The following is an 8,952-nucleotide window of genomic DNA, read 5'->3' as shown; positions in this document are numbered from 1 at the left end:
GATTTGTACAAAAAATGTAAATCTAATGCTTGATTTACACGGCGATAAAAGTTATCGGGTGGAACTAACCTTTCTAAGCTTAGTTCGTAAAATAATTGTGGGGTAAATTCTTTTCGTCCTTGCATACTACAATATCCGAATTTTTTTTTATTTTTGAGTTGTGCAACAAGCACATCGGCTTGGCAAAATGCGGGGTTAAGTAAAAAATTGAACTTCTCGCCTATTTATCCGCCAAAAGCTGTTTGCTTTTGTTTTTTTATTAAATTTACCAAAAGGCTCACAGCTTTGGCTACGTTTCGGTCTGAATTGAACTTTCGCTCAATTCAAGCCCGCACTTCGCCAAGCCGCGGCCCGCTCGTTATATGATATGTTTTCCAAAATTGCGCAAATGAACAAAATCTCTATATTATTATTTTCACTCTTTATTTCAAGTTTCACTTTTGCTCAATCAGCAGAAGAACTAAATCTAAAATCTAAAGAATTAATCCAAGAAAGAAAGTTTGAAGAAGCACTTCCTATATTAAAAAAATCCGCTGAATTGGGTAATCCAGAAGCCCAATATAATTATGCTATCTTTTTACAAGAAGGAATTGGAATTCAAAAAAATGAACAAGAAGCTATTAAATGGTATTCAAAATCTTCTGATAATGGATTTAATGACGGACATTATGCTATGATGATGGCATATGGAAATGGTCAAGGAATTGAACAAAACTCTGAAAAAGCTTTTGAATACGCACTGAAATGCGCAAACAATAATGACGCAACCTGTATATGGAATGTTGTGAATTGTTATCTAACTGGAAACGGAGTACAAGCGGATATTTCGAAATTTAAAGAATGGATTATTAGATTAGCAAAACTTCCAAATCCTGAAAATCTTTCGCAAAGTGGAAATATTACCTCTGCGAGATTGGAAATTGCCAACTTTTATAAAAAAGGCGAATATTTCGAAAAAGATATTTATCAAAGTTATTTATGGTATTTAATTTACAATGAATTCAAAGTTGACTTTAGTATATTAAAACAAGAAGAAGTTATTAAAGAAATAAAAGAACTTGAAAAAAGTCTAACGAAATCTCAAATCGAAAATGCTCCAAAAGACGCTGAAAACCTTTTAGGAAAAAAACTTATGAATCTAGGTGAACTTTATAAAAACTCACTCTAAAACAAACACATCATATAACAAAGGTAACTGTTGCACAACTCCAATTTTTATAAAAATTTAAAATATTTGACCTCGTTTAAGCCTTTTTAAGCGAGGTTTGTTTTTAAAGAAATATGCTAAATTGTAATATTATAGGGGGTTAAAAACGCACTTTTTTAAGTCGTGAAGGAGTAATTTTGTAAAAAGCTGTATTTCCCTTGTTTTAGGGAAACAACTTGGGCTAAAACACTCGGGGTTTTGAAAATAAAACGTAGATATTTCTTCAAGTTGTAAGATAAACTTGACATCAAAACGTGTTTATTGGCTTGTGCCATTCCTCTGCTGTTGACTCGTTTTAGGTTAAAAAAGTTAATCAACGTTCCTAAAACGGGTTCTACCGTAGCACTTCGTCGTTTTACTAACCTGCGGTGATATGCTTTGTTTTGGGTGAGTTTTTCGTGCATTTTATCGTACAAAGGTTTGTGAATGCTTTCTTGACCTTGAGTGCCATAGTATTTTTGAGTTGATTTGTACAAAAAATGTAAATCTAATGCTTGATTTACACGGCGATAAAAGTTATCGGGTGGAACTAACCTTTCTAAACTTAGTTCGTAAAATAATTGTGGGGTAAATTCTTTTCGTCCTTGCATACTACAAGATCCGAATTTTTTTTATTTTTGAGTTGTGCAACAAGCACATAGTATTTGCGAAAAAACGGGCTGAAGGCTAACTTTTTTGTTATCTTTTTCCGCTAGCAAAATTGCTTTTCTTAAAACTATCAATTAATTTAGTTTCAGCCAAGCAATTTGCTTGAACGGACGAACTTGAACTTACGTTCAACTTCTCTCCCGTTCTTCGCAAATACTCGGCTCGTTAGCTGTAATCTTATCCAAACACCATGATAAAGGAATATCCAATACAATTTACTACAACTCTAATTTTATTTTTATTAATGAATTTGAGTTATTTTTGGGAAGGTGAATTTGGAATTCTTACTTTCCCAATTTTTATTATTCTATTTATTATCTTTTTCATTTTATTTATTGAATTAATTAGACAGATTTATATTTCTATCAAAGAAAAATTTGCAAAAAAAACTAGAAATTATTTATTAGGATTTATGATAATTTGTTTAACGACAATAATCATAAAACCAACTGGAATAATAAATTTTGATAAACTTGAAGGTGAAAATTTATACTTTGCTCAAACTGAAGGTGCTGCAAATTGTACTTCAACACTAAAACTTAAAGAAACGAATAAATTCATTTATGAAAGTATTTGTTTTGGAATGGATAAAACTAAAGGAAACTATGAAATTGATAAAAACTTAATTTATTTTAAAAATTTTGACAAGAATAAATTTCAATTTCAGTACGGAAAAATAAATGTAAAGAATAATACTATTGATTTGTATCGAGATAAAAATGATAATAATCCTTTCTCAATTCCAATAATTAACAAATAAAAAGACTACAGCTAACATCGGTAACTGTTGCACAACTCCAATTATTATAAAAATTTAAAATATTTGACCTCGTTTAAGCCATTTTAAGCGAGGTTTGTTTTTTGGAAAATATATTATAATATAAAATTAGGTTTGCTTAAAAACGCACTTTTTTAAGTTGTGAAGGAGTACTTTTGTAAAAAGCTGTATTTCCCTTGTTTTAGGGATACAACTTGGGCTAAAACACTCGGGATTTTGAAAATAAAGCGCAGGTATTTTTTCAAGTTGTAAGATAAACTTGACATCAAAACGTGTTTATTGGCTTGTGCCATTCCTCTGCTGTTGATTCGTTTTAGGTTAAAAAAGTTAATCAACGTTCCTAAAACGGGTTCTACCGTAGCACTTCGACGCTTTACTAACCTGCGGTGATATGCTTTGTTTTTGGTGAGTTTTTCGTGCATTTTATCGTACAAAGGTTTGTGAATGCTTTCTTGACCTTGAGTGCCATAATGTTTTTGAGTGGATTTGTACAAAAAATGTAAATCTAATGCTTGATTTACACGGCGATAAAAGTTATCGGTTGAACTAACCGCTCTCAGCTTAGTTCGTAAAATAATTGTGGGGTAAATTCTTTTCGTCCTTGCATACTACAAGATCCGAATTTTTTTTATTTTTGAGTTGTGCAACAAGCACATGGGGTTTGCCATCGCACTGAATGGTCTTGCTATATATGTAAATCCCCCAAAAACTCCGACAGTTTAAAAGATTAGAAAAATTTATAAATTTAAACTGTTATTAGAGATGAAAAAGTCAAGATTTACAGAAACACAAATCAGCCAAGTACTCAAGGAGCATGAAGCTGGAAAAAAGGCATCCGATATATGTCGAGAATTATCCATCAGTCCAAATACCTTTTATTTGTGGAAGCGCAAGTATGGTGGCATGGATCAAGAAATGTTGCGTCAATACAAAGAATTGGAGCGAGAAAATGCACGCTTGAAGAAGATGTATGCGGATTTGAGTTTGGATCACAGTATTTTAAAAGAGGTCATCGAAAAAGAAAATCATTTATCAATAGGAAGAATAAGCAAAAAGAATGTTAGAGAATTTTCAAACGTTTATAATCATAATAGCATCGATAGCTCTGTTTGTATTTGGATTGCAGAGTTTCAGTAAAGAAATAGAAAATCTTGGCACCGAAAAGCTATCAAAATGGATTGGCAAAATAACCAAATTACCATTGGGTGGATTTTTATTGGGAGGGCTGTTTACTTCCATTGTACAATCAAGTACCTTGGTATCAACACTGACGGTTTCATTGGTTAATACAGGTATTATTACTTTCCGTGATAGTATTCTAATTATGCTTGGTACAAATATCGGTAATACATCAACAGCTTGGATTGTATCTATGAACTCGTCTTTCCTCGGGCCGTTTTTTATTGTTTTAGGAACAGTAATTAGTATGATACCCACTAAAATTGCCGTTGCAGGTAAATCTGTATTTTACTTTGGTTTTATATTTTTTTCATTATCATTTATCAGTCAAGCTATGGAGCCAATAAAGAACGACCCTTTATTGGTAAATATTTTATCTAAGGCATCGAATCCTTTATTAGGCATTATCTACGGCATCATCATTACAATAACAATTCAATCCAGTTCTGTAGTTGTCGGATTAGTCATTGTCTTACTTTCACAAGGTACTATTGATATTGAAGTTGCTATTCCTATAGTAATCGGAGCTAATATAGGTACTACTTCCACTGCACTGCTTGTTAGTTTAAAATTTTCATCTTTATCAAAATTGGTAGCATGGTCGGCATCGGCTTTTAATATTGTTGGGGTTATTATTATGTTACCATTTTTCGGTGTTCTGAAAAATATAGCACTCTCATTCAGCGATATACCTGCATTACAAGTAGCTATGGCATTTACGGTGAGTAATACGTTTACATCGCTATTTTTCCTTTTGTTTATAAATCCAACGATTCGCAGATTACAAAAACATAAATGGTATAGACAATCATTTGAACAACCTTCAGAAATAGAAATTACGAGTTAAAAAAACAAAAGAAAATATAATTTAATAACAGTAAAAACTAAGTGTTATGGCTACATTTTTAAAAACAATCAAAAAAACAGTAAAACATTGGTACGTACCTGCAATTATTGGGGTACTTCTAATCGTATTTGGAATTTATATTTTCACAACACCGCTCGAAACCTATGGCACATTAACGATGCTATTCAGCCTTTCATTTTTGTTCTCAGGTATTGCTGAAACTTTATTTTCTGTACAGAACAGAAAAATAATAGAGGGATGGGGTTGGTATTTGACGGGAGGTATTTTTAATACGGTTATCGGTCTGATGCTATTATCCAGACCTGAAATATCAGCATTTACATTACCACTTGTTGTTGGCTTTACACTTATGTTTCGTTCGATACAAGGATTGGGGTTCTCTTTTGAGCTTAAAAATTATGGCTCTTTAAAATGGGGGAATCTTGCCATAGCAAGTATTCTGGGACTTGTGTTTTCCATTATTCTATTATTCAACCCAATTTTCACAGGAATATCATTAGTGGTAATGACAGCTTTAGCCTTCATTTTTTCTGGTATTACGGGAATTGTTTTAGGTTTTCAACTAAAGAAACTAAAAGCTCTACCTTCTAAAATCAGAAAAGAGCTTAATGAAAAAATAGAGGTGTTGAAAAAAGAATATTATGAAGAAATTGAGCGTGAAGATTAGTAAGAGTAATAGGTAAAATAAGTTACTTTTTGTATTAGTCCACAATGCCTGTTTCAGTGAAAGTAAATATTTAAGGAAGGATGTTTTAAATGATAGTTCATTTGTGACAGGGCAGATTATATAGTAAATGGGGATGGAAAGCGAAGCTGGTAATCCCCCCTATAATAAGCACTAAGCAGTGTGTTCAAATGAACTGAATAGTTCCTAATTGGCACGTTTATGCAAACTTATATTTATTAATGTATGATTATTTTAAGACAACTCAATGGATAAATTTTACAACAAAATAATGTCTGAGTTGGAAATTGCAATCAATGAATTAGAGATTAAGGCGATTGTTCTATACAACGGATAGAAGCTATTATACAGCTTATCATTAAAAGCCTTTCAGATTTAAAAGAGTTTGTACTAAAAAACGATTTTAAAGATATGGAAGCAGAAATCTATTTTTTCAAATATCAGAAACCTGTTATTGTTTCGAAGCTCATTTACTATAATGCTGTTTATAAAATCGAATCAAAGCCAATCAACTACAAGTGGTGAATAAAATATAAGAGACTACAGCTAATAACTAAACTTTAGCTTCGCTCTGTTCGGGCAGAGCCCTCGGGTCGTCTTGTCCGGTGGGTGGGCACAAGATGAATTGAAAATCACTGAATACTAAAACAAATAATAAACCATGAAGTAAAGCCCGTTGAACCCTTCGATAAACTCAGGGCAGGCCGACCTTAGGAAGCTTAATACGTATGATGAAGTTTTCGAAGTGCAGCTTTAAGATACATGAGCAGTAATTTTACAATTACTGCTTTTTTTTATAGTTAATTTAGCATTTTTGTCTGTCTACACCACTAATTTTAGGTATAAAACGCTTCGTTATTCATATCTTATGAATTTATGAAATATTAACTATATTTGAAAGGAGTTTGTGTACTTTTTTCACAGACTGACGTTAGCAGCAACCGCTTGGGACAACCGTAACTTGACAATTTAACAGTATAAAAATGAAAATAAAGCACTTTTACATACGGCTGAACAAAGAAAATTTACAAATAGACCAAGACACTTTAAATAGTTTTTTGGACAATGTAGTTGTCAAGAAAACAGTAACAGAGCTCATAAATGGACAGCCTAACTTTTGGTCAATTTTAGTTTTTTATGAGGAGCAAAAAACAAACAGACAAGACAGAAACTCTGAAAAAAATGCTGTAATTTCGGAAACAGAACTTACAGAAGAAGAGAAAAATATTTATGATGTTTTGAGAGAATGGCGACAAGACAAAGCGAGTGAATTAAATGTTCCTAGTTATGTAGTTGCTCATAACACAGAGCTTATGACCATAACTAAAATAAAACCTCAATCAGTAGATGAACTTTCAAAAGTAAAGGGCTTTGTTAGTGGTGGACAAAAAATTACAAAATACGGAGATGATATAATCGCTGTTCTTAATTCAATCTAAAAACCAATATTTTGTTAGTTATTGTGCCTCGACTACGTCTGATACAATACAGCATCACTTCTGCGGTGATGCTGCTAATAACTAAGCTTTAGCTTCGCTCTGTTCGGGCAGAGCCCTCGGGTCGTCTTGACCGGAGTGCACGAAATCTTTAGGTTTACCGAATACAAAAACAAAACAAATCAAATAGATGAGTTAAACCGTAGGAAGCTCAATACGTATGATGGAGTTTTCGAAGTGCAGTTTTAAGATATACAAGCAGTAATTTTACGATTACTGCTTTTTTTTGGGCTGATCTAGAATTTTTGTCAGTCTAAACCATTGATTATATGCATAAAACTGTGAATTATGAATACCTAATGAATTGATGAAATATTAACTATATTTGAAAGGAGTTTGTGTACTTTTTTCACAGACTGATGTTACACTAAATTTTTCCAAACATTACGTATAAAATGAAAAAATTATTATTAAGTGCTGTTCTATTTTTATCTGTAAACTTTGCGTTTGCTCAGACTGCTAAACAAAATGTTGAACGAGATTTTATGGATTATAATCAGCTTGTTTTAGATAATAAAATTGATGATGCATTAGAATATACAAATCCAAAACTATTCGAAATAATTCCAAAGGAATCAATGAAAAGTTTACTTGAAGCAGTTTATAAAATGCCAAATATTGAGTATAAAACTTCAAAACCAATAATATCTGAAATTAGTGATTCTAAAAGAATCGAAAATATTGATTATATAAAGGTTGAGTACTTTTCGCCTATTGAAATGAAAATGATTGATCTTGATTTAACTGATGAAAGCAAAGTACAAGCTTTAATAAATTCTTTTGAAAACAAGTTTGGTAAAGGAAATGTCTCATTAGATAAATCATCAGGATTTTTTAAAATTAATGCTAAAAAAGTTGCAATAGCAAGTTCTAACTCTGACTTAAAAAACTGGAAATTTGTTACAGTTGATAATCCGAGAATGAAAACATTACTTGAAAAAATAATTCCTGCTGAAGTTTTAGAATAAAAACGTCGTGTAATAACAAAGCTTTAGCTTCGCTCTGTTCGGGCAAAGCCCTTGGGTCGTCTTGTCTGGAAGACACTAAACCTTTAGGTTCACCGAATACAAAAACAAATAGAATGCATGAGGTAGATGAACTAATAATCACTGTGTACTTTTAAGATATACGAGCAGTAATTTTACGATTACTGCTTTTTTTATAGTTAATTTAGCGTTTTTGTCTGTCTAAACCATTGATTATAGGTATAAAACCGTGAATTATGAATACCTTATGAATTTCAGAAATACTAACTATATTTGAAAGGGAGTTGTGTACTTTTTTCACAGACTGATGTTACCAGCAATTTTTAGACGACACAATGCAAGAAATGAATGCCTTTACGATTACAGCAACCTTAATACTTTATGGATTGACATTTCTATGCTTTTTTATTCCGTTTAAAAAAGGACAATGTCTGGCTGGATATATCGCTGGAGGAACTTTAGCAGTAATAATAACTCTGACACTAATCGGAAATTTAGACTTTCTAGTAAATTTTATTTGGCTTGTGATTATTATGTTCCAAATAATTTTCATTTCTTATTGGATTTTTACTGCTTTTAAGAAAATAGGACTTGTAATATCGACAATTCTGATTGTAGGATTTTTTCTTCTCATAATGCAACCTTGGATTTCAGACTGGACATTTAGTAAGAAAGATGCTACAAAAATTCTCAGCTATCATAATATAGAATTAAAAGACGATTTCAAAATTTTAAAGAACGAAGCAAGAGGTTTCAGAGACTACTATGAAACATTTACGTTAAAACTGTCCGACAATGATTTTAACCGTATTTCTGAGACAATAAAGACATCTAAAAATTATAAAGAACATTTTACAGATTATACCGAGCTTCCGCTTCCAGCATACAAAACCTCTGACACAGTTGATTTTTGAAACAAATAATTATTTTGAAAGGGAATATTGGACAAATAACAAAATAGAAAACGGTACATATCATTTTCGATTTCAGTTAGACAAAAAAAACAAAGATTTGAGCTACATTGGAAGCGATGAATAAAAAACTGCTTATAATATCTACTCATTTTCTGTAGTAAAAACGATATTTTCGAGTCAGAAATCTACTA

Annotated in this window: 9 protein-coding genes and 2 pseudogenes; 9 read left to right on the top strand and 2 right to left on the bottom strand. The window is 31.7% G+C overall.

Features of this window, described 5'->3' with window-relative positions; all coding sequences use genetic code 11:
- Positions 1–388 precede the first annotated feature (388 nt).
- Positions 389–1,168 carry a tetratricopeptide repeat protein gene (locus HX088_RS13340; protein WP_286484412.1) on the top strand — a complete coding sequence of 260 codons (780 nt, stop codon included), beginning with the start codon at positions 389–391 and terminating at the stop codon, positions 1,166–1,168.
- 155 nt (positions 1,169–1,323) lie between these two features.
- Here HX088_RS13340 and HX088_RS13335 read toward each other — a convergent pair.
- Positions 1,324–1,644 (bottom strand): annotated as a pseudogene (locus HX088_RS13335) (transposase); the annotation flags it as partial.
- Positions 1,645–2,045: 401 nt separating this feature from the next.
- Between HX088_RS13335 and HX088_RS13330 the strand changes: the two are divergent.
- Positions 2,046–2,615 carry a hypothetical protein gene (locus HX088_RS13330; protein WP_286484409.1) on the top strand — a complete coding sequence of 190 codons (570 nt, stop codon included), beginning with the start codon at positions 2,046–2,048 and terminating at the stop codon, positions 2,613–2,615.
- A gap of 152 nt (positions 2,616–2,767) precedes the next feature.
- Here the strand turns inward: HX088_RS13330 and HX088_RS13325 are convergent.
- Positions 2,768–3,088: pseudogene (locus HX088_RS13325) on the bottom strand (transposase); the annotation flags it as partial.
- 307 nt (positions 3,089–3,395) lie between these two features.
- On the opposite strand from HX088_RS13325, the gene HX088_RS13320 reads away from it, so the two are divergent.
- The 7 genes from HX088_RS13320 to HX088_RS13290 all read left to right on the top strand — a co-directional run bounded on the left by HX088_RS13320 (position 3,396) and on the right by HX088_RS13290 (position 8,761).
- Positions 3,396–3,770 carry a transposase gene (locus HX088_RS13320; protein ID WP_260542502.1) on the top strand — a complete coding sequence of 125 codons (375 nt, stop codon included), beginning with the start codon at positions 3,396–3,398 and terminating at the stop codon, positions 3,768–3,770.
- Complete coding sequence (locus tag HX088_RS13315) at positions 3,691–4,659, top strand: Na/Pi cotransporter family protein (RefSeq protein WP_286484406.1); 969 nt, start codon at positions 3,691–3,693, stop codon at positions 4,657–4,659. The genes HX088_RS13320 and HX088_RS13315 overlap by 80 nt, the downstream gene beginning before the upstream one ends.
- A gap of 46 nt (positions 4,660–4,705) precedes the next feature.
- Positions 4,706–5,347, top strand: coding sequence for an HdeD family acid-resistance protein (locus tag HX088_RS13310; RefSeq protein WP_286484405.1), 642 nt, complete (start codon positions 4,706–4,708; stop codon positions 5,345–5,347).
- 429 nt (positions 5,348–5,776) lie between these two features.
- The gene (locus HX088_RS13305; protein WP_225542448.1) at positions 5,777–5,890 is read left to right on the top strand and encodes an RteC domain-containing protein; all 114 of its coding nucleotides are present in this window, start codon (positions 5,777–5,779) and stop codon (positions 5,888–5,890) included.
- Between the two features lie 458 nt (positions 5,891–6,348).
- Positions 6,349–6,804, top strand: coding sequence for an HRDC domain-containing protein (locus HX088_RS13300; RefSeq protein ID WP_225542449.1), 456 nt, complete (start codon positions 6,349–6,351; stop codon positions 6,802–6,804).
- 452 nt (positions 6,805–7,256) lie between these two features.
- Positions 7,257–7,829 carry a hypothetical protein gene (locus HX088_RS13295; protein ID WP_286484404.1) on the top strand — a complete coding sequence of 191 codons (573 nt, stop codon included), beginning with the start codon at positions 7,257–7,259 and terminating at the stop codon, positions 7,827–7,829.
- Between the two features lie 362 nt (positions 7,830–8,191).
- Positions 8,192–8,761 (top strand): hypothetical protein, encoded by a 570-nt coding sequence (locus HX088_RS13290; RefSeq protein ID WP_286484403.1) that lies wholly within the window; start codon positions 8,192–8,194, stop codon positions 8,759–8,761.
- The last annotated feature ends 191 nt before the right edge of the window (positions 8,762–8,952 follow it).

This window comes from Empedobacter sp. 225-1 (genome assembly GCF_030328185.1).
GTDB classification, from domain to species: domain Bacteria; phylum Bacteroidota; class Bacteroidia; order Flavobacteriales; family Weeksellaceae; genus Empedobacter; species Empedobacter stercoris.
The sequence above is the reverse complement of the archived record's forward strand: the minus strand, read 5'-3'. Positions and strand labels throughout refer to the sequence as shown.

Excerpts from the sequence above, each read along its gene's own strand:
- HX088_RS13315 (WP_286484406.1), top strand. The coding sequence starts at position 3,691 with ATGTTAGAGAATTTTCAAACGTTTATAATCATAATAGCATCGATAGCT.
- HX088_RS13290 (WP_286484403.1), top strand. The coding sequence starts at position 8,192 with ATGAATGCCTTTACGATTACAGCAACCTTAATACTTTATGGATTGACA.
- HX088_RS13300 (WP_225542449.1), top strand. The coding sequence starts at position 6,349 with ATGAAAATAAAGCACTTTTACATACGGCTGAACAAAGAAAATTTACAA.
- HX088_RS13305 (WP_225542448.1), top strand. The coding sequence starts at position 5,777 with ATGGAAGCAGAAATCTATTTTTTCAAATATCAGAAACCTGTTATTGTT.
- HX088_RS13295 (WP_286484404.1), top strand. The coding sequence starts at position 7,257 with ATGAAAAAATTATTATTAAGTGCTGTTCTATTTTTATCTGTAAACTTT.
- HX088_RS13330 (WP_286484409.1), top strand. The coding sequence starts at position 2,046 with ATGATAAAGGAATATCCAATACAATTTACTACAACTCTAATTTTATTT.
- HX088_RS13320 (WP_260542502.1), top strand. The coding sequence starts at position 3,396 with ATGAAAAAGTCAAGATTTACAGAAACACAAATCAGCCAAGTACTCAAG.
- HX088_RS13340 (WP_286484412.1), top strand. The coding sequence starts at position 389 with ATGAACAAAATCTCTATATTATTATTTTCACTCTTTATTTCAAGTTTC.
- HX088_RS13310 (WP_286484405.1), top strand. The coding sequence starts at position 4,706 with ATGGCTACATTTTTAAAAACAATCAAAAAAACAGTAAAACATTGGTAC.